Genomic DNA, 22,376 nt, shown 5'->3' on the forward strand with positions numbered 1-22,376 from the left:
TGCGCGTTTTGCGGCGGCTCGATGCCAGCCCGGCGCGCGAGGAGATGACATGAAACGCATGCTGATCAATGCGACGCAGCCGGAAGAGCGGCGCCTCGCAATCGTTGATGGCCAGAAGCTGTTGGACTTCGAGACCGAGATCGAAGGCCGCGAACAGCGCAAGGGCAACATCTACAAGGCCGTCGTGACGCGGGTCGAGCCTTCGCTCGAAGCCTGTTTCGTGGACTACGGTGAGGACCGCCACGGCTTCCTGCCGTTCAAGGAAATCTCGCGCTCGTTCTTCCGCGAAGGTACCGACGTCAAGAACGCGACGATCAAGGACGCGATCAAGGAAGGCCAGGAACTGCTGGTCCAGGTCGAGAAGGAAGAGCGCGGCAACAAGGGCGCGGCACTGACGACCTTCGTGTCGCTGGCCGGCCGTTACCTTGTGCTGATGCCCAACAACCCGCGAGGCGGTGGCGTGTCGCGCCGCATCGAGGGCGAGGACCGCGAGGAACTCAAGGAGAACCTCGACCAGCTCGAGTACCCCAAGGGCATGAGCCTGATCGCCCGCACGGCCGGCATCGGCCGGTCGGCGCCCGAGCTGCAGTGGGACTTGAACTACATGCTCAAGCTCTGGACCGCGATCGACGACGCGGCCAAGGGCGGCAAGGGCGCCTACCTGATCTACCAGGAGTCGTCGCTCGTGATCCGCGCGATCCGCGACTACTTCACCGCGGACATCGGCGAGATCCTGATCGACACGGATGACCTGTTCGAGCAGGCCCACCAGTTCATGAACCACGTGATGCCCGACCAGGGCCATCGCGTGAAGCGCTACCGTGACGACGCGCCGCTGTTCAGCCGCTTCCAGATCGAGCATCAGATCGAGACTGCCCACAGCCGCACGGTGACCCTACCGTCCGGCGGCGCCATCGTCATCGACCACACCGAGGCGCTGGTGTCTGTCGACGTCAACTCGGCCCGCTCGACGCGCGGCACCGACATCGAGGAAACCGCCACCCGCACCAACCTCGAAGCGGCCGACGAGATCGCCCGCCAGATGCGCCTGCGCGACCTTGGCGGCCTGATCGTCGTCGACTTCATCGACATGGAGGAGAGCAAGAACCGCCGCGACGTGGAACAGCGCCTGCGTGACGCGCTGCGCAGCGACCGCGCCCGCGTGCAGTTCGCCTCCATCAGCAAGTTCGGCCTGCTCGAAATGAGCCGCCAGCGCCTGCGTCCGGCGCTCAGCGAGGGCAACCACATCACTTGCCCGCGCTGCAATGGCACCGGCCACATCCGCGACACCGAGTCGTCGGCCCTGCAGATCCTGCGCATGGTCCAGGAAGAGGCCATGAAGGACAACACCGCCGCCGTGCACGTGCAGGTGCCGGTCGAGGTCACTTCATTCCTGCTCAACGAGAAGCGCACCGAGATCACCAAGATCGAGCTCAAGCAGCGCGTGACCGTGCTGCTGGTGCCCAACAAGCACCTCGAGACGCCGAACTACAAGCTCGAGCGCCTGCGCCACGACGATCCGCGCCTGGAGAACCTCCAGGCCAGCTACACGATGATCGAAGAGCCGACCGACGAGGTCGGCATCACGCGCCGTGGCGACGTCGAGAAGAAGAACAAGCAAGAGCCGGTCATCAAGGGCATCCTGCCCGAGCAGCCCGCGCCCATGCCCGTGCCTGCACCGGTGGCGCCCGCCCCCGTGGTGGCTGCGCCTGCGCCGGTCGCGGTGGTCGCGCCCCCGGCCCCAGCTGCCAAGGGCTTCTTCAGCCGCCTGATGAGCTTCTTCGGCGGTGGCGAAACGTCTGAGGCGGCACCGGCGCCGGTTGTTCAGGCCCCTGCCGCGGCACCGGCCGCAACCGACAAGCCCAAGCGCGAAGGCGGCCGCGACGGCCGCCGCGACGGTGGCCGCCGTGGTGAGCGCGGCGAACGTGGCGAACGCAGCGAGTCGCGTGGTGGTGGTCAAGGTGGCCGCCGCGACGGCAAGCCGGGCGAGCCGCGTGCCGAGCGCGCCGAACGTGGGGACCGCGCTGAGCGCGGCGACCGCAGCAAGCGTCCTGAAGCCGCGGGCGACAAGCCCGAGCAGCAGCAACGCCCGGAGCGCGCGGAGCGCGGTGAGCGCGGTGAGCGCGGTGAGCGCAACGACCGCGGTGGTGAGCGTGGCGAGCGTGCTGAACGTGGCGAACGCCGCCCGCGCGGCGAGCGCCAGGAACGCCCGGCCACCGAGACGACGGCCGCAATGTCGGTTGCCGCGCCCTTGAGCGATGAGCTGGCCGCCGTCCACGACGCGCCGCCGGCTTTCGTGGACAGCCAGGCCGAGGCCGCCCTGCCGCCGACCGGTGACACCCCTGCCGGTGAAGAGCGCCAGGGCCGTGGCCGCCGCCGCCGCCGTGGTGGCCGTGACCGTGAGGACCAGGCCGGTGCCGACGGTGGCGCCGAAGTGGGTGCGGAAGCAGGCGCCGAAACGCCGGCTGAAACCACCGCGAGCGTTGCCGACATCGCCCCCGAAACCGCACCGCAAGTCGAAGGCGACGACAGCGGCGAAGGCCAGGGTCGTGAGAGAAGCCGCCGTGGTGGCCGCAATCGCAACCGCAATCGCCGCGAGGAAGGCGCTGTCGACGGCCAGGACGCCCCGGCCAGCGAGGAAGCTGCCGTTGCCGCCGACACTGCGCCGCTGCAGAGCTCGCTGATTGAGAACGCCATGGCTGGCAGTGCTGCGCCTGCGCCGGCACCGGTCCCAGTTGCACCGGCACCGGTTGCAACTGCACCCGCACCCGCTCCAGTCGCCGCCCCGGCGCCCGTGGTTGAAGCGTTCAAGCTGCCGATGGATCAGTTGCAAGCCATCGCCGAGGGCGCAGGCCTTCAGTGGGTCAACTCGGACGCCGACAAGATTGCCGCCGCTCAGGCCGCCATTGCTGCCGAGCCCGCGCCCACCGCGCCGGGCCGCGAGCCGGCGGCTGTGGTCAGCGTCGACGAGGGCCCGCTGGTGCTGGTCGAGACCCGCAAGGACTTGAGCCAGGTGAAGCTGCCGTTTGAAGCCTGACAAAGCCTGATCTACAGCTTTTGATCTTCCCCATGAACGCCGCCGGCCAAAAGCCGCGCGGCGTTTTCTCTTGAGCCCCACGACCACGAGGCTTTCATGACGACGACCACGACCGCGGCCAAGATGCCGCCTCAGATCCCCTACATCATCGGCAACGAGGGATGCGAGCGCTTCAGCTTCTACGGCATGCGCAACATCCTGACGGTCTTCATGATGACCAGCCTGCTGCTGGCCATCCCCGAGGACCTTCGCAAGGCCGAGGCCAAGGAGGTGTTCCACACCTTCGTCATTGGCGTCTACTTCTTCCCGCTGCTGGGCGGCTGGCTGGCCGACCGCTTCTTCGGCAAGTACCCGACCATCTTCTGGTTCAGCGTCATTTATTGCGCCGGACACGCCTGCCTGGCGATCTTCGAGAACAACCTCAAGGGCTTCTACTTCGGCCTCTTCCTGATCTCGCTCGGCTCAGGCGGCATCAAGCCGCTGGTCACCAGCTTTGTGGGCGACCAGTTCGACAAGAGCAACCGCACGTTGGCGCAAAAGGTCTACGACGCCTTCTACTGGATCATCAACTTCGGCAGCTTCTTTGCGTCGCTACTGATGCCGGTTGTGCTGAAGCACTATGGCGCCAGCGTCGCCTTCGGCCTGCCGGGCCTGCTGATGCTGCTGGCCACCGTGATCCTTTGGAGCGGCCGCAAGAAGTATGTGCACCAGCCGCCGCGCGGCGCCAACCCGCACAGCTTCATGTGGGTGGTGTGGACGGCGCTGAAGGCCGGTGGGCTGGGCATGGGCGTCGCGGCTCTGGGCCTGCTGCTGGCGGCTTTCAGCCTGAGCCAGATCGGCAGCCTCGGCATCGTCGCGGCCGTCTGCCTGGCGCTGGTGCTGGTGATGGGCTTCGGCGGTGTCGGCGCGTCACTGCAACTGCACCGTGCGCGCGGCATCCATCCCGATGAGGCCGTGGACGGCGTGCGTTCGGTGCTGCGCGTGCTGGTGCTGTTCGCGCTGGTCACGCCGTTCTGGTCGCTGTTCGATCAGAAGGCCTCGACCTGGGTCCTGCAGGCCGACCAGATGAGCAAGCCCGAATGGTTCCAGTCGTCCATGATGCAGGCGCTGAACCCGCTGCTGGTGATGATCCTCATCCCCGTCAACAACCTCGTGCTCTACCCGCTGCTGGAGCGCATGGGCTTGCGCGTGACGCCGCTGCGCCGCATGGGCGCTGGCATCGCACTGGCGGGCTTTGCCTGGATCGCGGCCGGTGTGCTGCAGCTGTGGCTGGACGAGGGCTCGGCGGTGAGCATCGTCTGGCAGGTACTGCCCTATGCGCTGCTCACCCTGGGCGAGGTGCTCGTCTCGGCCACCGGCCTGGAGTTCGCTTACAGCCAGGCGCCGCTGACGATGAAGGGCACCATCATGAGCTTCTGGAGCCTGTCGGTGACGGTGGGCAACCTGTGGGTGCTGCTGTCCAACGTCAGCATCAAGAGCCCGGCGGCGCTGGCCGCGATCCAGTCCACAGGCTACAGCGAGACGGCCTGCCTGATGTTCTTCTTCGCCGGCTTCGCGCTGGTGGCCGCCGCGCTGTTCGCGCTGGTGGCGCGGCGCTACCCGATGCAGAACAATTACCGCGGCTGATGTCACGGCTGACGCTGCAAGGGTGAAATTACCTTCGCCCGCTGAGGCGCGCCCTGCCCGCCGCGATCTACGATGCCGCCCGGTGGCCTGATCGGCGGCATCTTCTTGACGGCATTCGCGTGACTGAGCGTCCCTACATCGATCCCACGTCGGCGGCTGCTGACGGGCCGCGGCCACCCACCCAGGCGCCACCGGCGGCCTGGCAGCAAGCCTCGCACCGGCCACGGCCAGCGCCAAGCCGCCGCCCGCGCGTTGTCCAAGTCGCCACCGGGAGTTATTTCAAGCGGCACTGGCGGGGCGAGCAGAGCCTGCCTCGAAGCTATTGGGTCAACAACTTCCTGATCGCGGTGCCGCTGTCGATGGCGCTGGCAGGCGTGATGAGCTGGATCAGCGTCAAGGGCGACTCATTGCAGGTCAGCGCCATCGTGCTGCTGCTGGGCATGCCGCTGCTGCTGGCGCTGGACGCGTGGTGCAAGGTCGGCGCATGGCGCGCCGCGACGAACTACCTGCGCGAAAGCGGCTCGCTGCTGTGGGGCTGGCTGGCGCGCATCACGCTCGCCCTGGGTGTGCTGCACCTGCTGCTGTTCACGTTGTTCGGCTTCTTGCCCGAGGTCGGCGAATACTGGCAGATGGCGCGCGGCATCGACCCCATCGGCCACGCCAAGATGAGCTTGTCGGCCGACGGCCGCAGCCTGCGGCTGGACGGCGTCATCGGCATGGGCGACGGCGAGCGCCTGAAAGCGATGTTGGGCAGCGAGGCGGCACGTGGGCTCAAGCGTGTGGAGCTGTCATCACCCGGCGGCCGCGTGCGTGAGGCCGAGCGCATGGCGAGCGCCTTGAAGGAGCACCGGCACGAGGCCCGCGCCGTCGGCACCTGCGCCAGCGCCTGCACCCTGGTCTTCCTGGCCGGCAGCCCGCGCCAGCTGGCGCCCACGGGTCAGCTTGGCTTTCACCGCGCGTCCACCGGCACCTACAACCCGGTGTTCGAGGAGCTGGCCAATCAGGAGCTGGCCAAGACCTATCGCGAACTCGGCCTGCCGCAGGTCATGATCGACAAGACCCTGGACACGCCGTCGCGCAGCATGTGGTTTGCGCCTCGCGCGGACCTGCTGGCGTATTCGCTGATCGCGCCATCGCCGCAGACGCTGGCCATCCCGTTGCCGGCGGCGAATGCCGGCCTGGCCGATTTCGATGATGCGCTGCGCATGCACCCGGTATGGGAGGCGCTGGCGCGGCGCAATGCGGGCACCGTTGAGGCGGTTGCCCAGCGCATGTTGGCCGCCCGCTCGGCAGGCGCCGCCGATGAGGACGTGCAGGCCGCCGCACTGCCAGCGCTGGCCCAGCAGATGCCGGCCCTCGTCAACGGCAGCGACCCGATCTTGCGCCGGCGCTATGTACAGCTTGTCGCCGACCAGGTGAAAGCGCTGCGCACGCCGGCCAAGCCCGGCACGCGGCCGCCCTGCCGCGACCTGCTGGACGGCCTGCTGAGTGCACGCCAGCAGCTGCCACTGGCTCTTCAGGTGCGCGAGGCCCAGTGGCTGCTCGACGCCGCCAACGGCGCACCGCCGCGTTGGCTACCCCGTCCACCCAGCGCCATCGAGGTTGAGGTGCTGAGTCGCACCGTCGGGGCGAACGCCCTTGGCATGCTGGCCCGAATGTGGGCCGATGCGCCGGACACGACCAACACCGCTGCGGGCGCGTCGTGTGAGCCGGTGATCGCAACGCTGGACCGCCTGCCCGCCCAGCCACCCGCGCGGCGGGAATTGGCCGAGCGTTTGGTGTTTCAGACGCGTTGAGCTGCCCCGGCAATACGCTCGACGACGACAAAGGCGACCGCGTAGTCCTGCTCGTCACTGACCGTCACATGGGCGCTCAAGCCCCGCGAGACGAACCAGTCGGCCAGCTCACCATGCAATGCCACCTCGGGCTTGCCGCTGGCAGCCTTGACGACCTCCATGGCCCGCCAGGTCATGGGCATGCGCATGCCCATGCCAATCGCTTTAGAGAACGCCTCCTTGGCGGCGAAGCGCGTCGCGAGGTAGGCCACGCCCCGCGCCTCGACCTTGCCGCGGCGCTCACGGAACACGGCCAGCTCATGCGGGCCCAACACCTTCTCCGCAAAGCGCTCACCGCGCCGCGCCAGCGTCTCGCGGATGCGGCGGATGTCGCAGACGTCGGTGCCGATGCCGTAGATCACTGGTTATAGGCGCCAGCGATGGCGCGCAGATAGCCGCGCACGGTCTCGGCATAGCCCAGCTCCAGCGCATCGGCGATCAGCGCGTGGCCGATGGACACCTCTTGGACGCCGGGCACTGCGCTCAGAAAGACCGTCAGGTTGTCGCGGTTGAGGTCGTGACCAGCGTTGATGCCGAGGCCGACCTTCAGCGCAGCCTCCGCCGTGGCCGTGAAGCCGGCCAGCACCGCATCGCCGTTCGGCGTACCAAAGGCACTGGCGAAGGTCTCGGTGTAGAGCTCGATGCGCTCAGCGCCCAGCTCGGCCACGGCAGCCATCGCGGCCGGATTCGGGTCCATGAAAAGACTGACGCGCACGCCGAGATCCCGGGCCTCCTGGATCAGCGGTCGCAGACGCTCGGCATCGGCCGGCAGCGTCCAACCGTGGTCAGACGTGAACTGCTCTTCGGAATCCGGCACGAAGGTGACCTGCTGCGGTCGGTGTCGACGTACGAAGTCCATCAGGTTCTGCGTCGGGTTGCCTTCGATGTTGAACTCGGCCTGGGGCCAGTCCTTCAGGAAGGCGGCGAGGTCGTCGACATCGCTGGCGCGGATGTGGCGCGCATCAGGCCGCGGATGCACCGTGATGCCGTGGGCGCCGGCCAGCAGGCATTGCTCGGCGGCACGCAGCACGCTGGGGATGCCGAGGTGGCGCGTGTTGCGTAGCAGCGCGACCTTGTTGACGTTGACCGACAGGGCGCAGCGGGCGCCGGCGTGGGCGAAGGGATTCATGGGCCGGCATCGTAGTGGAGCCGGCCCGCCCGCGCGGCCTGTGCGGGGTCAGCGCGCCGGGACCGTGCGCAGCACCATCAGCAGGCCGTCGCGCACCTCGCCGGCGGCCGGCAGCCAGACCACGGCGAAGCGCTGGCCGGCGTCCTCGGCCGCCGTGAAGCGCTGCTGCCGGGCCGGATTGGCGGTGTCGACACCGGCAGCGCCGGTCTCAGGTCGCCAATGCGGACCAGCGCTCTGTTTGTAGTGATCGAGCAGCTGCTCCCAGCCGACATCACCCGGGAGGCGATAGAGCCGGGTGTCCACCGCCGAGGCAGCGCCAGGCGCCTGCAGCGCGCGGCTCGCCGCCACGTTGGCGCGGCGCGCCGTGGACAGCGAAGGCTCGCCAAAATGGTCCCAGTCCACCGCCTGGGCACCGGGGAGCGGCGCCGGCAAGGCGATGGCGGGCGCGGCGATGGCCATGCCGCTGATCATTGGCAGACCAGCCAAGAGCAGGCTGGCGCCCGTAAGCAGGTGGGCGCGACGGGTGGGATGGGCGGGATGGGCGACGGAGTCGGTGTCATGGCTTGGCATGTTCGCGGGTGACGATCCAGGTGCCGTTGAAAGCCGAGCCGGCGCCACTGCTGGCAGCCTGCTCCAGGTCAGGGCGACCGTTCGGCAGCGTACGCGAAGCGACGCTGGGCACCAAGGCCCAGAACAGCTTGTCGTCGGCGCTCACCTGGCCGCTGATCTTCGCGTCCATGGCCGCCTTGACGCCAAACTGCGTCCATTCCTTCAGCACCGAGGCGCCGATGCCGACCGCTGGATGGGCACGGCCGGCGGTCTTGTCGACGATGGTGAGCACGCTCTTCAGCGTGGCGTTGATCAGGTCGCCCTGCTCCTTGGCGTCCTGGGTGATGTCCTTGACCGCCGCGCTCACGGCGCCCGCGTAGTAGCCGGCCGTCTCCGCATTGACGAAGCGCTGGCCGCCGCCGGGCGCCTGCACCTGTGCCTCGAAGCGCGCGACGGGGTTCTCGTTCTTGGCATTGCCAAGCGAGATCTGCGCCTGGATTTCGCCGAGGGCGTTGAAGTCCTCGGCGTTCAGCGAGGCCTTGGCGTAGGAAGCCAGCGCCGAGCCATTGGCCGTCTCGCGATTGGCGGCCAGTTCGCGCATCACGCCGTTGGTGTCGCTGAGGATGAGTTGGCCCATGGCGCGCCGCACGTTCTCGGCGGCCTCGGGACGGCCGCGGCCGGCGAGGTCGGTCATCACGGACGCCGCGTCGGCGAAGACACGGGCCTTGGTGTCGGCGTCGCCGATGCCGCTGGCGACCTTGAGCAGTTGCTCCAGCGGCTTGGTGTCGGTGAGCACGGCACCCGAGCCGCCCATGGCGCCCCCCACCCGGAGGACCTCGTTGGTGGCCGCCTTCAGCACCGCCTGGCGCTGCTCGGGCTGCAGGCTCTGCAGCGCCTGCTGAGCGGTGGCGGGGCTGTTGCCCATGCTGCCGATGACTTCGGCGATGGCGCGTGCCTGCGGGTCGTGCAGACGCGACTCCTGCATCGTTTCGATGGACGACTGATCGGTCGAGGCGCCGGCCAGCTGGCCGATGAAGTCCAGCTTGGTCTGGTTGCTGCCATGCTGGCCGACAGCGGCGCCGAGCGCGGTGATGTTGTCGTCAGCGAGCAGGCGGTCGCGCGATGTCTGGCGCCCTGTGGTGCGGTCGAAGGCCTGCGACAGCTTGGCCAGCTCTGCGCCGCCGAGGTCGCGCGCCATCTCGTTGAAGAAGTCCCGGCGCTCGCCCTGGCTCAGCCCGCCATTGCCGAACCACGAGTCATCGTTCATCTCGTCGGCGATCTGGCGCAGCTCGTCGGCGCTCAGCTTGCCGACCACCGCACGGGTGTCGGCCGCGTTGAGGTTGGACAGGATGGACTTCACCGTCTGGATTTCGCCGTTGGTGATCGGGTTGATCCAGCCGGAGGTGTCCATCTGCTGGCGGATGTTGCTGACGGCGGTATCGACGGTGTTCGGCGGCATGGGGCGCTTTCGGGGTGGGATCCGCCCATTGTTCGCAGCAGCTCAGATGGCCGAAAGCTGCGTCTGGCCCTAGTCGCGACGCAACCCTAGCTGGGGCCGACCCTAGCCATGGTCCGTTCGGCCTGCTCAGCTGTCGAGCAGTTGCTGCACATCGACCATCAGCGCGCGCGTGCGCAGCGGCTGGTGGCCGAGGTGGAAGTGAAGCAGACCGCGCAGCGTCGTCTTCAGGCTGGGCTGGTCGCTCAAGCAGGCGTGGCGCAACGCTGCCGGGCTGCCGTGCAGCAGGGCGGCTTGCAACTGGATCAGCAGGGCGCCGGGCAGGCTGGCATCACCGGTCGGCGGGATGAGCCCGGACTCGGGCGAGAGCTGGTAGCGCCGCGCCGGGTCGACGCTCGCCTGGGTGGGGGTGACGACGCTGAGGTCGGGCAGCAGGCCCAGCTCGGCCAGCAGCTTGAGCTCGAAGGCGCGCAGCGCCGCGTCGCCTTCAGCCAGGTGGGCCAGCGCATCGGCATAGGCATCGAAGAGCTGGGGATGCGGGTCGTGGCGAGCCAGCAGCTTGAGCAGCAATTCGTTCAGGTAATAACCCGAAAACAGAGCGGCACCGCTGGGCAGCGTGGCACCGCCACCCCATTCTGCGCTTCGCAACGTCTGCACCTCACCACCGTCGGCCTTGGCGGGCTTGCTGAGGCTGACCGAGATGCGCTGCAGCGGCAGCAGCACCGCTCGCAACTGCGAATAAGGGCGCTTGGCGCCCTTGGCCGCCACAGCCACGCGGCCGGACTCCCGGGTGAACAGGTCAAGGATGAGACTGGACTCGCTCCAGTCGTGCTGGTGCAGCACGTAGGCGGGCTGGACCGCGGGCGGTCTCGTCAGCCTCATGCCTGCCGCTCAGGGAACAAGCCCAACTGGTCGATCACTCGTAGCCGTAGCTGCGCAGATGCTCTTCTGTGTCCGCCCAGCCGGAGCGCACCTTGACCCACAGCTCCAGGAAGACCCGGCCGTCCATCAGGTGCTCCAGCTCCTGACGCGACTCCGAGCCGATGCGCTTCAGACGCTCGCCGCCCTGGCCGATGATCATGCCCTTGTGGGCATCGCGCTCGACGACGATGCTGGCGCTGATGCGGCGCAGCTCGCCCTCCTCTTCCCATTTGTCGATGACGACGGTGGAGGTGTAAGGCAGCTCGTCGCCGGTCAGTCGGAAGAGCTTCTCGCGGATGATTTCGCTGGCGAGGAACTTCTCGCTGCGGTCGGTCAACGCGTCCTCGGCATAGAACCAGCCCTGCTCGGGCAGGTAGGGCTTGAGGATCTTGAAGAGGCGTGTCACATCGCCCTCCTTCTTGGCCGACAGCGGCACGAACTCGGTGAAGTTGCGGCGCTCCTGCATGCCCTTGAGCCAGGGCGCCAGCTCGGCGCGGCGGTGCACGGCGTCGAGCTTGTTGGCGATCAGCACGACCGGCTTGTCCTCGGGCAGCAGGCCCAGCACCTTGGCGTCGTCCAGGCCGAAGCGGCCCGCCTCGACGACAAAGAGCACCAGGTCCACGTCGCCCAGCACGCCGTGCACGGTGCGGTTCAGCGTGCGGTTGAGCGCGGCGTTGTGCTTGGTCTGAAAGCCCGGGGTGTCGACGAAGACGAACTGCGCCTCCTCCACGGTGCGCACACCGGTGATGCGGTGTCGCGTGGTCTGCGCCTTGTCGGAGGTGATGCTGACTTTCTGGCCAACGAGGGCGTTGAGCAGTGTCGACTTGCCGACATTGGGCCGGCCGACGATGGCAATGAGGCCACAGCGCTGCGGTGGGCCTTCGGCGGCGGGGGGAACAGCGTCGGTGGTCATGGTTTGCCTCGTTCGGCGGTCAATCGGTCCTGAAGGCGATCAAGCAGGCGGCGGGCTGCCTCCTGCTCGGCGGTGCGGCGGGAGCGACCTTCGCCCAATGCGGCCACGTCCAGCGCAGGCACCGCGCATTCGACTTCGAAGGTCTGCGCGTGAGCCTGGCCGCGCGTGGCGACGATACGGTAGCTTGGTACGGCGATGCGGCGAGCCTGCAGCCATTCCTGCAACGCGGTCTTGGCGTCCTTGGCGAAGTCGCCGGCGCTGGAGGCCGTGGCGATCGTCTCTCCGAGCAAACGGCGCAGGATGGCCAGGGCCGCGTCGTAGCCGGCGTCGATGTAGGCCGCGCCAAGCACGGCTTCGACCGCATCGGCCAGGATGGAGGGCCGCTGCGCACCGCCGCCGCGGGCCTCGCCGTCCGACATCTTCAGCACCGCCGGCAAGCCCAGCGCGAGGCCCAGCTTGTGCAGGCTTTCCTCGCGCACCAGGTGGGCGCGAACGCGCGTCAGGTCCCCTTCGTCGGAGCCGGCATAGCGTTCGTAGAGCAGGCTGGACACTGCCAGGCTGAGCACGGCGTCGCCAAGGAATTCGAGGCGCTCGTTGTGGTCGGCGCCATAGCTGCGGTGGGTCAGCGCGCGCGCCAGCAGCTCGGGTCGCTGGAAACGATGCCCCAGGCGGCGTTGCAGGTCGTCCAGCGCAGCGCTCATCGTCGCGGCGGCACCATCAACGGAGTCAACGAGACTTGCCTCGGTACTTGATGAGCAGATAGACCGGCCCGGCCAGGTCGACTTCCTTGTCCCAGGCGAACTCGATGACGACACGGTCGTTGCCATCCTTGGTGACTGTCAGGTCGCTGCCCTTGATGCTTTGGATGGAGTACTCGACCTGGGTGGCGGTGTCGAACTGCTGGCGCACCTGCGGCACCGTGGCGGGGTTGCCGGCCGCGATGCGGTCGACCACACGCTGCACGGTGTAGTACTCGAGCACGGTCGGGAAGACCTTCATGGCGACGACAGCCATCACGGCGATCACGCAGCCCCAGAACAGCAGACCCATCAACGAGAGACCGCGTTGATGCTGCCGCGAAGCGGCAGGGATGGTGCGAGCAGTGCAATGGCTCATCTGTATCAATCGAAGAAGGTGCCGACGCGCTTGAGGTTACCGAAATTCATCCACACCAAGAAGGCCCTGCCGACGATGTTCTCGTCGGGCACGAAGCCCCAGAAGCGGGAATCGCGGGAGTTGTCACGGTTGTCGCCCAGCATGAAGTAGTGGCCGGCCGGCACTTTGCAGGTCACGCCTTCAATCGTGTAGCGGCAGTTCTCGTTGAACGGGAAGGGGCCGTCGGCACGGTCGGCGCGGAAATAGCGCTGGGCTTCTGGCTGGACGAGGATCTGGTGCTCCTTCTCACCGAGCTTTTCGAGGAAGCGCTGCCGGTAGACGCGACCGTCCTCGTCGTAGTAGTTGCCCAGCGACTGCAGAGGCGCCGGCTGGCCGTTGATATAAACCTTCTGGTTGATATAGGCCACTTCGTCGCCGGGAATGCCAACCACGCGCTTGATGAAGTCGGTGCTGGTGTCTTCGGGGTAACGGAAGACCATCACGTCGCCACGCTTGACGTCGTTGTTGGCGACGATCTTCTTGTTGATCACCGGCAGCCGGATGCCGTAGTGGAACTTGTTGACGAGGATGAGGTCGCCGACCAGCAGCGTCGGCACCATGGAGCCGGACGGGATCTTGAAGGGCTCGAACAGGAAACTGCGCAGCAAGAAGACGACCAGGATCACCGGGAAGAGGCCGGCGGTCCAATCCAGCCACCAGGGCTGCTGCAGGATCTGCTGTCGGGCTGGCTCGATGTCCCCATCGACGCGGGCGATGCCCTGCGCCGCCAGCGTTTCGCGGCGCTTGGCGTCGCTGGCCGCCAGGGCATCGGCGGCCGCACGGCGGGCCGGTGCGAAATGGAAGCGCTCGGCCAGCCAATAGAACAGCGTGACCGAGGTCAAAACGAAAAGCAGCAACGCGAAATTGCCGTTCCATCGACCGATATACCAGCCGCCCAGATAGGCCACCAGGGCCGCGTACAAAACACCGGTCAGAGCGCTCATCAGGGAGGTTTTCAAGGCGGAGGATTCGGGCAGTGGGGATTCAGTCATCGACCTGCAGGATGGCGAGGAAGGCTTCTTGCGGCACTTCGACGGAGCCGATCTGCTTCATGCGCTTCTTGCCGGCCTTCTGCTTTTCGAGCAGCTTGCGCTTGCGGGTGATGTCACCGCCATAGCATTTTGCCAGCACGTTCTTGCGCAGCGCCTTGATGTTCTCGCGGGCGATGATGTTGGCGCCGATGGCCGCCTGGATGGCCACGTCATACATCTGGCGCGGGATCTGCTCGCGCATCTTGGCGGCCACGCCGCGGCCACGGTACTGGCTCTGGCTGCGGTGCACGATCATCGACAGCGGGTCGACCTTCTCGCCGTTGATCATGATGTCCACCTTGACGACGTCGGCCGCGCGGTATTCCTTGAACTCGTAGTCCATGGAGGCATAGCCGCGCGAGGCGCTCTTGAGCTTGTCGAAGAAGTCCAGCACGATCTCGGCCAGCGGGATCTCATAGGTCAGCATGACCTGCTTGCCGTGATAGGCCATGTTGAGCTGCACGCCACGCTTCTGGTTGGCCAGCGTCATGACGACACCGACATAGTCCTGCGGCATGTAGAGGTGCACCGTGACGATGGGCTCGCGGATCTCCCGCATGGCGCCGATCTCGGGCATCTTGGACGGGTTCTCGACCTGGATGACCTCGCCGGTGTTCAGCTCCACCTCGTAGATGACGCTGGGCGCGGTGGTGACGAGGTCCTGGTCGAACTCGCGCTCCAGGCGCTCCTGCACGATCTCCATGTGCAGCAGGCCCAGGAAGCCGCAGCGGAAGCCGAAGCCGAGCGCCTGGCTCACTTCCGGTTCGTAGCGCAGCGAGGAGTCGTTCAGGCTGAGCTTCTCCAGCGCGTCGCGCAGCTGGTCGTACTCGCTCGCCTCGGTCGGGTACAGCCCTGCGAAGACCTGCGGCTGGATCTCCTTGAAGCCGGGCAGCGCCTCCGTGGCCGGGCCGGCATTGTTGGGCAGCTTCTTTTCAAGCGTGACCGTGTCGCCGACCTTCGCTGCGGCCAGTTCCTTGATGCCGCAAATGATGAAGCCCACTTCGCCGGCCTTCAGGGCATCGCGGTTCTCGCTCTTGGGCGTGAAGACGCCCATGTGCTCTACCGGATAGACGGTGTTGGTGTTCATCATGCGGATGCGCTCGCCCTTCTTGAGCTCACCATCCACCACGCGCACCAGCATGACGACGCCGACGTAGTTGTCGAACCAAGCGTCGATGATCATCGCGCGCGGTGCGCCGTCGGGGTTGCCGCGAGGCGCCGGCATGCGGGCGATGACCGCCTCGATGATCTCGTCGATGCCCATGCCGGTCTTGGCCGAACAGGGGATGGCATCGTCGGCGTCGATGCCGATGACGTCCTCGATCTCGGCCTTGGCGTTGTCGGGGTCGGCCGACGCCAGGTCCATCTTGTTGAGCACCGGCACGACCAGAACGCCAAGGTCCAGCGCCGTGTAGCAATTGGCCACGGTCTGGGCTTCCACACCCTGACTGGCGTCGACGACGAGCAGGGCGCCTTCGCAGGCCGACAGTGACCGGCTGACTTCATAAGAGAAGTCCACATGGCCGGGCGTGTCGATGAGGTTGAGGTTGTAGATCTGGCCGTCTTTGGCCTTGTACTGAAGCGCGGCGGTCTGCGCCTTGATCGTGATGCCTCGCTCGCGCTCAAGGTCCATCGAGTCCAGAACCTGCGCTTCCATCTCGCGGTCGCTCAAACCCCCGCAGCGCTGAATGATGCGGTCGGCCAACGTGCTCTTGCCGTGGTCGATGTGGGCAATGATGGAGAAGTTGCGGATGTGATTCATGGAGTCTGCAGCGCGCGAGGCCGGAAGCTTCAACGGCGCGAGCCGTTGCATGGAAGGCTCATATCGCGCAGCGATGTGAAGGCGCAAAAGGCGCCGTGCCGAACATAAAAAAAAGGCACGTCGAAGAGGCGACGTGCCTTCCAACAAAAGGTATGGCAACTGCTTGTTGGGCCTTCATTGTAGTCAAAAGGCCCGGCCGGGAAACCGCACCAGCATTGGTTTTCCGGCCGTTGCAGGCTGCCAACAAGAACTTTAACCACAGCTTATCCACAAGTTCTTGTGGATCACCTGTGGATCAAATCAGGTCCGCCAGAGAAGCTGGGAATTCAACCGCGGAACGTCATTTTTCGAACAAGCCGAGAACCCATTTTAGCGGCTGGCGCGAACAATCCGCCACCCGGCCCTCAAGTTAGCCGGTGCCAACTTCGCCAAACGGTGGACAACCTGTGGAGGGTCCGAATCGGGCTTGCCGCATCGCGGAAAGCCCGACCTTCGAGCAAAGGTTCTCCAGGGCTAGCGCCCTGGCTTAAGCAGCACGAAGCTGACAACGTCGTCCCGGCGAACCACCAGATTGATGACCTTGGCCTTGTCGGCCTTGGCAATTTGGGCTTGGAAGACCTTGACCGAGGGCACTTCGACGTTGTCCACCGACAAGATGAGGTCGCCCTCACGCAGGCCGGCGCGCGCAGCGGCTCCGGTCGCGCCATCCACCTTGACGCCACCCTTGAGCTTGAGATCCTTGCGTTGCGCCTCGGTCAGCTCCGACACCTTGAGGCCCAGCGCTGCGCTGGGCGCAGAAGCGGCGGGCGCTGGCTCCGCGCTGCTCTCCGCGCTGCCGCCCGGCTTCCTGCTGCGCTCGTCCTCACCGATGGTGACGACGAGATCCTTGGTCGCACCTCGGCGGAACACCGTCAGCGTCGTCTTGGCACCGGGCTTCACATTGGCCACCAGCCGGCGCAGGTCGGCCGCCTTGTCGACGATCTTGCCGTCAACCTTGGTGACCACGTCTCCACCTTCCACGCCGGCTTTCTCGGCCGGGCTGCCCGCGATGACCGAGCGAATCACCGCACCTTGCGGTTTGCCCAGACCAATGGCCTCGGCAACCTCCTTGGTGATGTCGTCGGGCAGCACCCCCAGATAGCCGCGCACGACGCGGCCACCCGTGCGTAGCTCGTCAGCCACGCGGATCGCCTCGCCGATGGGAATCGCGAACGAGATGCCCATGTAGCCACCGTTCTGGCTGTAGATCTGCGAGTTGATGCCGATCACCTCGCCGCGCAGATTCACCAGCGGCCCGCCCGAGTTGCCGGGATTGATGGCCACGTCGGTCTGGATCAGCGGCAGCAGGTCGCCGGTGTCGCGCTGCTTGGCGCTGACGATGCCGGCCGTCACGGTGTTCTCGAGGCCGAAAGGCGAGCCGATGGCCATGACCCATTCGCCGACGCGGACCCGGTCGCTGTCGCCAACCTTGACGAATGGCAGGCCGGTGGCCTCGACCTTCACGACGGCCACGTCGGACCGCTGGTCAGCGCCGATGAGCTTGGCCTTGAGCTCGCGCTTGTCGGTCAGCGTGACGATGACCTCGTCGGCGCCCTGCACGACGTGAGCATTGGTCAACACATAGCCATCGGCGCTGAGGATGAAGCCCGAGCCGACGCCGCGGCGCATCGGGCCATCGTCGTCGGGCGTGCCGCCACCTCGCGGCGCACCGCGGCGCTGGTTGGGCACGGGGATCCCGAAGCGGCGCAAGAACTCCTGCATTTGCTCGTTCATCTCCGCCTGACCCTCGGTCATCTTGACCTTCTCGGCAGTGCGGATGTTGACGACGGCCGGGCCGACACGCTCGACCAGTGCGGCGAAGTCCGGCAACTCTCGCGTCTGCGCCGTGGCGGGCGCCTGGCCCAGCGCCAGCGCAAAGGCCAGGACCGTGCTTGAAAGCAGGAAGCGCGCGCGCGCGGGATGGAGGCGGGTCTCAGCGTGCATGTTTGATTTCCAGGGGTTCAGCGAGAGGCAGGACGAAAGCAGCAGATGGGGTGGCAGGGCGGCGCTTCAAGGACGCGGCTTCAACGGGCCGGCTGTGAAGCCGCGGGCTCGGGCAGAGCCAAGCCCCAGTCGATGGTTTCCGGCGATTGATCGCCGGGCAAGCCGGCCTCCCGCTCACCCACCACCGGCAGCGTACGGCCAGCCGCCGTCTGAGCAAAGCTCAGGCCGCTAAGCCCTTGCGCACGGGGTGGCGCGGCGGGCGCTGCAGCGACGACGGCGTCCGGTGTGGGTGTTGGTCCCAACACACTGACGCCGAGCGCCATGGCCACAAAGCTGGCCGCCACCGCAAAGGGCGCGAACCAGCGCCGGCGTGGCTGCTCGGCAATCGGCGTCGGCAGCTGCGCGTGCAGTGCCGCAAGCAGCGCCTCCGGTTCACGGTGCCGGCCCGGCAACTCCGCCGAGCGCAGGGCGTCTGCCGCCGCCTGCCAAAGCGCCCAACGCTCGCGCAGGCCCGGATCAGTCGCCCAGGCCGCGTTGACGCGCGCCCACTCCGCCGGCGTCGCCCGGCCGTCCATGACGGCGGACAAGGCCTCACCCACGCGGTCGTCGACAGCGGTCACCATCGCCGCCCTCCTCTATCGCCTAGCAGCGGCCGCAGCCGCGCAGCGACGGCCTCGCGGGCGCGAAAGATTCGCGAGCGCACCGTGCCCGCTGGGCAAGCCAGCAGATCGGCGATTTCTTCGTAGCTCAAACCATCCACCTCTCGCAGCAGCAACGCCCGGCGCTGGTCCTCGGCCAGGGACTCGACCGCCTCGTCCAGCTCTCGCGCCAATTGGCGGCTTGCGAGCAGGGCTTCAGGGGTCGCATCGTCGCTTGGAGTCGCATCGGTGCCGAAAGTTCCCCCGTCGTCGTCCAGTAATTCGAGCGGCCGCCGCCGGGCGCGGTGACGCTTGGCGGCATTGATCGCGATGCGGTAGATCCAGGTGTAGAAGGCGCTCTCGCCGCGGAAGGCTGGCAGCGCGCGATAGGCCGACAGGAACGCCTCCTGGCAAAGGTCGGCGACGTCAGCGGGGTCGTGCACGCTGCGCGAAAGCAGTCGCTCGACACGGCGCTGGTACTTCAGCACCAGCATGTCGAAGGCGGCACGGCTGCCCGCCTGCGCCTCGCGGACCAGCAGCGCGTCGGCGTCGGCGTCACTCATTGCGGCGCCTGCGGGGCTGAGAACAGCGTCGCACGCAGCGCCGTCCATTGCGCCCGCTGCTGGCGGCGCGACAACGGCAGCCAGCGCGGGCCGGGGCTGGCGCGCAGCAGCAACCAGGTGTCCAGGTCGATCAGCACGGCCAGCTGCACCTCGGCCTCGTCAGAGCGGCCGGGCTCGGCCAGCCACCACGCCTGGCCATCCCAGCGCAGGCGGCGCGGCAGCACGGACGCTGCGCGCCAAGCCCAGACAGCGGCCAAAGGCGCGGCAAGCATTAGGGGCCACGCGAGCGGTTGGTGACCGATCGCCGCGGCGGCAGGGCCGCCGCAGGCCAGCGTCGCGATCAAGGCAACGAGACCCTGAACAGCCGGCTGGGCTTGCAGCTGCACGGCGACCGGCGGCGTGCGGCGCATCGCCGGGGCGCAGCGTCGTCAGACGCGCTTGAAGATCAGCGTGCCGTTGGTGCCGCCGAAACCGAAATTGTTCTTCGCCGCGACGTCGATCTTCATCGGCCGCGCCTCGTTGGCGCAGTAGTCCAGGTCGCACTCGGGATCCTGGTTGAAGATGTTGATCGTCGGCGGGGCGACCTGGTCTCGGATGGCCAGGGCGGTGAACACCGACTCGATGCCGCCCGCGCCGCCGAGCAGGTGGCCGGTCATGGACTTGGTCGAGCTGATGACCATCTGCTTGGCGTGGTCGCCGAAGGCCAGCTTGATCGCATTGGTCTCGTTCACGTCGCCGAGCGGCGTGGACGTCCCATGGGCGTTCATGTAGTTGACCTGGTCAGGATTCAGCCCCGAGTTGCGCAGCGCCGCGCGCATGGAGCGCTTGGGGCCGTCGACGTTCGGCGCGGTCATGTGGAAGGCATCCGCGCCCATGCCGAAGCCTGCCAATTCACAGTAGATCTTGGCGCCACGTTTCTTGGCGTGTTCGTACTCTTCGAGCACCAGCACGCCGGCACCTTCGCCGAGCACGAAACCGTCGCGGTCCTTGTCCCAGGGGCGGGACGCGGTCGCGGGGTCGTCGTTGCGGGTGGACAGCGCCCGGGCCGCGGCAAAACCGCCGATGCCCAGCGGCGACACCGCGCCTTCGGCACCACCGGCGATCATCACGTCGGCATCGCCATACTCGATGAGGCGGCCGGCTTCACCGATCGCATGCAGGCCCGTTGTGCAGGCCGTCACGATCGCCAGGTTGGGGCCTTGGAAGCCGAACTGGATGGAGACGTGGCCTGAGATCATGTTGATGATCGAGGCCGGGATGAAGAAAGGCGAAATACGGCGCGGGCCGCGGTTCACCAGCTCGGTCTTGGTGTCCTCGATCAGCGGCAGGCCACCGATACCGGACCCGACCAGCACGCCGATGCGCTCGGCCTGTTCTTCCGTCAGTTGGTCACCGGTCGGAAGACCGGCGTCGCGCACCGCCTGCATGGATGCCGCCAGGCCGTAATGGATGAAGTTATCCATGTGCCGGGCTTCCTTGGCGGGGATGTAATCCTCGATCTTGAAGCCCTTGACCTCGCCCGCGAAGTGGCACGCCATGTTGCTGGCATCGAAGCGGGTGACGGTGGCAATGCCGGAACGCCCGGCGAGGATGTTGGCCCAGCCCTCGGCAACGGTATTGCCGACGGGACTGATCAGGCCAAGACCGGTGACGACGACGCGGCGACGGCTCATGCGGTACGGATCAGAGTTGCGAGAAAAAAGGCCTTTAGGCCTTCTGGTGCTTGACGGCGTAGTCGATCGCCAACTGCACGGTGGTGATCTTCTCGGCCTCTTCGTCGGGGATCTCGATGCCGAACTCGTCTTCGAGGGCCATCACCAGTTCCACGGTGTCCAGAGAATCGGCGCCGAGGTCGGCAACGAAGGCCTTCTCGTTCGTGACGTCGGCTTCCGCCACGCCAAGTTGCTCGGCGATGATTTTCTTGACTCGTGCTTCGATATCGCTCATGACACTCCTCCGGGAGGGGTTTGCAGAAAACAGCCCGGCATTCTAAGGGCTCTAGATGGGCGTCCCTAAATCAGGACTCCCGGGCCAAATCAGCCCATGTACATGCCGCCATTGACATGCAGCTCAGACCCGGTGATGTAAGCACCGCCCGGTGACGCCAGGAAGACGACCGCTGCGGCGATCTCCTCGGGCGCACCCAAGCGGCCCAGGGGGATCTGCGACAGCAGCGCGGCCTTCTGCGCCTCGGGCAGCACTTCGGTCATGTCGGTGGCGATGAAGCCCGGCGCGATGCAATTGACCGTGATGTTGCGGCTGCCCAGTTCACGGGCCAGCGAACGCGTCAGGCCTGCGACGCCGGCCTTGGCCGCCGCGTAGTTGGCCTGGCCCGCATTGCCGGAGGCGCCGACGACCGAAGTGATGTTGATGATGCGGCCCGAACGCTGCTTCATCATCGGCTTGGTGGCCGCGCGGGCGAGGCGAAAGACCGCTTTCAGATTTGTATCGACGACGGCATCCCAGTCGTCGTCCTTCATCCGCATGGACAGGCCGTCGCGGGTGATGCCGGCGTTGTTGACCAAGACATGCAGGCCGCCTTCCTTGGCGACGATCTCGTCCACGGCAGCCTGGCTGGCCGCCGCGTCGGTCACGTTCAGCACGATGCCGCGGCCGCCTTGCGCAGCCAGCGCCTCGGTGATGCCGGCGGCGCCGGACTCAGACGTGGCCGTGCCGACGACACGCCAGCCTTCTTTGGCCAAAGCCAGCGCAATCGCGCGACCGATCCCGCGGCTGGCGCCGGTCACGAGGGCGACGCCCTTGCTCAGCGGTTCATTCATCAGCCACCCCCGAGGAGATTACGGGCCTCGGCGAGCGAGGCGGGATCGAAGACACAGGCGGCCTGCAGTTCGGCGTCGATGCGCTTGGCCATGCCGGTCAGCACCTTGCCGGGGCCGGCCTCGATGATGTGGCCCACGCCCTGCCTCTTGAGCGCCTGCACGACCTCTACCCAGCGCACAGGGCCGAAGGCTTGGCGGTACAGCGCGTCGCGCAGCGCATCGTCGCCGCCGGTGATCGCGACGTCGATGTTGTTGATGACCGGAAAGACCGCAGGCCGGAACTGCACCGTGGCCAGCCTCTCCTTGAGCCGCTCGGCCGCCGGCTTCATCAGGCTGGAATGGAAGGGGGCGGACACGGACAGTGGCAGTGCGCGCTTGGCGCCAGCGGCCTTCAGGATTTCGGCGGCCTTGTCTGCTGCAATCTTGCTGCCGGCGATCACCGTCTGTTTGGGGTCGTTGAAGTTGACCGCTTCAACGGCCTCGCCTGTCTCGTCCGCCGCCTGGGCACAACCCGCGCGCACCGCGTCGCCGTCGAGGCCCAGGATGGCGTACATGGCACCTGCGCCGACTGGCACGGCTTCCTGCATCGCCTGAGCGCGAAAGCGCACCAGGGGCAGCGCGTCGGCCAGGCTCAACGCACCGGCGGCAACCAGGGCCGTGTACTCACCCAGCGAATGGCCAGCCGCGGCGACGGGCACCGCGCCGGTCTCGGCGACAAAAGCGCGCCAGCAGGCGATGCCGGCCGTCAGCATGACCGGCTGGGTGTTGGTCGTCAGGTCGAGCTGCTCCTTGGGGCCGGCGTGAATCAGCGCGGCCACGTCCTCACCGAGGGCGTCGGACGCCTCTTCGAGGGTGCGGCGGACTTCCAGATGGTCGCCCCAGGCGTCGAGCATGCCGACGGCCTGCGAGCCTTGGCCGGGAAAGACAACGGCGAAAGGTGCAGTCATGAGATCAGTTCCAAATCAACAGCGGTCGGAGCTGCCGGTGCGGCAGCGCGT

General features: G+C 67.1%; 21 protein-coding genes. 3 read left to right on the forward strand and 18 right to left on the reverse strand.

What is annotated here, in order from left to right; translation table 11 throughout:
* Positions 1 to 49: 49 nt before the first annotated feature.
* The 3 genes from ASC81_RS25005 (at position 50) to ASC81_RS25015 (ending at position 6,459) form a co-directional block, all read left to right on the forward strand.
* A complete protein-coding gene (locus tag ASC81_RS25005) occupies positions 50 to 3,037 on the forward strand; it encodes an Rne/Rng family ribonuclease (RefSeq protein ID WP_056273728.1) in 2,988 nt (995 codons plus the stop codon).
* Between the two features lie 96 nt (positions 3,038 to 3,133).
* Positions 3,134 to 4,663: an oligopeptide:H+ symporter gene (locus ASC81_RS25010; RefSeq protein WP_056273732.1), complete on the forward strand. Its 1,530-nt coding sequence runs from the start codon at positions 3,134 to 3,136 to the stop codon at positions 4,661 to 4,663.
* 119 nt (positions 4,664 to 4,782) lie between these two features.
* Complete coding sequence (locus ASC81_RS25015) at positions 4,783 to 6,459, forward strand: hypothetical protein (protein WP_156392422.1); 1,677 nt, start codon at positions 4,783 to 4,785, stop codon at positions 6,457 to 6,459.
* Here the strand turns inward: ASC81_RS25015 and acpS are convergent.
* The 18 genes from acpS to fabD form a co-directional block, all read right to left on the reverse strand.
* Positions 6,447 to 6,860 (reverse strand): holo-ACP synthase, encoded by a 414-nt coding sequence (acpS, locus tag ASC81_RS25020; RefSeq protein ID WP_056273738.1) that lies wholly within the window; start codon positions 6,858 to 6,860, stop codon positions 6,447 to 6,449. The genes ASC81_RS25015 and acpS overlap by 13 nt on opposite strands.
* Complete coding sequence (locus ASC81_RS25025; protein WP_056273740.1) at positions 6,857 to 7,627, reverse strand: pyridoxine 5'-phosphate synthase; 771 nt, start codon at positions 7,625 to 7,627, stop codon at positions 6,857 to 6,859. The genes acpS and ASC81_RS25025 overlap by 4 nt, the downstream gene beginning before the upstream one ends.
* Positions 7,628 to 7,675: 48 nt before the next feature.
* Positions 7,676 to 8,197, reverse strand: a complete 522-nt coding sequence (locus tag ASC81_RS25030) for a hypothetical protein (protein ID WP_156392423.1) — start codon at positions 8,195 to 8,197, stop codon at positions 7,676 to 7,678.
* Positions 8,184 to 9,635 (reverse strand): hypothetical protein, encoded by a 1,452-nt coding sequence (locus ASC81_RS25035; protein WP_056273745.1) that lies wholly within the window; start codon positions 9,633 to 9,635, stop codon positions 8,184 to 8,186. The genes ASC81_RS25030 and ASC81_RS25035 overlap by 14 nt, the downstream gene beginning before the upstream one ends.
* A 126-nt stretch (positions 9,636 to 9,761) precedes the next feature.
* Positions 9,762 to 10,514 (reverse strand): DNA repair protein RecO, encoded by a 753-nt coding sequence (gene recO, locus ASC81_RS25040; RefSeq protein ID WP_056273748.1) that lies wholly within the window; start codon positions 10,512 to 10,514, stop codon positions 9,762 to 9,764.
* Between the two features lie 34 nt (positions 10,515 to 10,548).
* Positions 10,549 to 11,466 carry a GTPase Era gene (era, locus tag ASC81_RS25045; RefSeq protein WP_056273750.1) on the reverse strand — a complete coding sequence of 306 codons (918 nt, stop codon included), beginning with the start codon at positions 11,464 to 11,466 and terminating at the stop codon, positions 10,549 to 10,551.
* Positions 11,463 to 12,167 carry a ribonuclease III gene (gene rnc / locus ASC81_RS25050; RefSeq protein WP_056273753.1) on the reverse strand — a complete coding sequence of 235 codons (705 nt, stop codon included), beginning with the start codon at positions 12,165 to 12,167 and terminating at the stop codon, positions 11,463 to 11,465. Before rnc ends, era begins: the two co-directional genes overlap by 4 nt.
* A 25-nt stretch (positions 12,168 to 12,192) precedes the next feature.
* On the reverse strand, positions 12,193 to 12,516 hold the full coding sequence (locus ASC81_RS25055) for a DUF4845 domain-containing protein (protein WP_235533780.1): 324 nt from the start codon (positions 12,514 to 12,516) through the stop codon (positions 12,193 to 12,195).
* Between the two features lie 71 nt (positions 12,517 to 12,587).
* On the reverse strand, positions 12,588 to 13,565 hold the full coding sequence (gene lepB, locus ASC81_RS25060; protein ID WP_056273759.1) for a signal peptidase I: 978 nt from the start codon (positions 13,563 to 13,565) through the stop codon (positions 12,588 to 12,590).
* Between the two features lie 40 nt (positions 13,566 to 13,605).
* Positions 13,606 to 15,414 carry a translation elongation factor 4 gene (gene lepA / locus ASC81_RS25065; RefSeq protein ID WP_056273762.1) on the reverse strand — a complete coding sequence of 603 codons (1,809 nt, stop codon included), beginning with the start codon at positions 15,412 to 15,414 and terminating at the stop codon, positions 13,606 to 13,608.
* Positions 15,415 to 15,927: 513 nt separating this feature from the next.
* Positions 15,928 to 17,397 carry a Do family serine endopeptidase gene (locus ASC81_RS25070; protein WP_056273765.1) on the reverse strand — a complete coding sequence of 490 codons (1,470 nt, stop codon included), beginning with the start codon at positions 17,395 to 17,397 and terminating at the stop codon, positions 15,928 to 15,930.
* A gap of 80 nt (positions 17,398 to 17,477) precedes the next feature.
* A complete protein-coding gene (locus ASC81_RS25075; protein ID WP_056273768.1) occupies positions 17,478 to 18,020 on the reverse strand; it encodes a hypothetical protein in 543 nt (180 codons plus the stop codon).
* Positions 18,014 to 18,598, reverse strand: a complete 585-nt coding sequence (locus tag ASC81_RS25080; protein ID WP_056273772.1) for a sigma-70 family RNA polymerase sigma factor — start codon at positions 18,596 to 18,598, stop codon at positions 18,014 to 18,016. Before ASC81_RS25080 ends, ASC81_RS25075 begins: the two co-directional genes overlap by 7 nt.
* A complete protein-coding gene (locus ASC81_RS27450; RefSeq protein WP_157581028.1) occupies positions 18,595 to 18,822 on the reverse strand; it encodes a hypothetical protein in 228 nt (75 codons plus the stop codon). The genes ASC81_RS25080 and ASC81_RS27450 overlap by 4 nt, the downstream gene beginning before the upstream one ends.
* Before the next feature lie 204 nt (positions 18,823 to 19,026).
* Positions 19,027 to 20,271 carry a beta-ketoacyl-ACP synthase II gene (fabF, locus tag ASC81_RS25090; protein ID WP_056273778.1) on the reverse strand — a complete coding sequence of 415 codons (1,245 nt, stop codon included), beginning with the start codon at positions 20,269 to 20,271 and terminating at the stop codon, positions 19,027 to 19,029.
* Between the two features lie 34 nt (positions 20,272 to 20,305).
* Positions 20,306 to 20,545 (reverse strand): acyl carrier protein, encoded by a 240-nt coding sequence (acpP, locus tag ASC81_RS25095; protein ID WP_056204266.1) that lies wholly within the window; start codon positions 20,543 to 20,545, stop codon positions 20,306 to 20,308.
* An 89-nt stretch (positions 20,546 to 20,634) separates the two neighbouring features.
* Positions 20,635 to 21,378 (reverse strand): 3-oxoacyl-ACP reductase FabG, encoded by a 744-nt coding sequence (fabG, locus tag ASC81_RS25100; RefSeq protein WP_056273780.1) that lies wholly within the window; start codon positions 21,376 to 21,378, stop codon positions 20,635 to 20,637.
* Complete coding sequence (gene fabD, locus ASC81_RS25105; RefSeq protein ID WP_056273782.1) at positions 21,378 to 22,325, reverse strand: ACP S-malonyltransferase; 948 nt, start codon at positions 22,323 to 22,325, stop codon at positions 21,378 to 21,380. Before fabD ends, fabG begins: the two co-directional genes overlap by 1 nt.
* Positions 22,326 to 22,376 lie beyond the last annotated feature (51 nt).

It is taken from the genome of Pelomonas sp. Root405 (assembly GCF_001425165.1).
Taxonomy (GTDB): Bacteria; Pseudomonadota; Gammaproteobacteria; order Burkholderiales; family Burkholderiaceae_C; genus Pelomonas.